Annotated in this window: 1 rRNA gene; it reads left to right on the top strand. The window is 56.1% G+C overall.

The annotated features are described in order from the left end of the window. Positions 1-622: ribosomal RNA gene (locus IEZ05_RS36135) — 23S ribosomal RNA — on the top strand; the annotation flags it as partial.

Here is a 622-nt window from a genome sequence, read left to right as displayed (position 1 = left end):
TCTCGTGACTGCGTGCCTTTTGAAGAATGAGCCTGCGAGTTTGCGGTGTGTTGCGAGGTTAACCCGGGTGGGGTAGCCGTAGCGAAAGCGAGTCCGAACAGGGCGTTTCAGTAGCACGCTCAAGACCCGAAGCGGAGTGATCTAGCCATGGGCAGGTTGAAGCGGAGGTAAGACTTCGTGGAGGACCGAACCCACCAGGGTTGAAAACCTGGGGGATGACCTGTGGTTAGGGGTGAAAGGCCAATCAAACTCCGTGATAGCTGGTTCTCCCCGAAATGCATTTAGGTGCAGCGTCGTGTGTTTCTTGCCGGAGGTAGAGCACTGGATAGGCGATGGGCCCTACCGGGTTACTGACCTTAGCCAAACTCCGAATGCCGGTAAGTGAGAGCACGGCAGTGAGACTGTGGGGGATAAGCTCCATGGTCGAGAGGGAAACAGCCCAGAGCATCGACTAAGGCCCCTAAGCGTACGCTAAGTGGGAAAGGATGTGGAGTCGCACAGACAACCAGGAGGTTGGCTTAGAAGCAGCCACCCTTGAAAGAGTGCGTAATAGCTCACTGGTCTAGTGATTCCGCGCCGACAATGTAGCGGGGCTCAAGCGTACCGCCGAAGTCGTGTCATT

The sequence above is a fragment of the Streptomyces flaveolus genome (genome assembly GCF_014648815.1).
GTDB lineage: Bacteria > Actinomycetota > Actinomycetes > Streptomycetales > Streptomycetaceae > Streptomyces > Streptomyces flaveolus.
The sequence above is the reverse complement of the archived record's forward strand: the minus strand, read 5'-3'. Positions and strand labels throughout refer to the sequence as shown.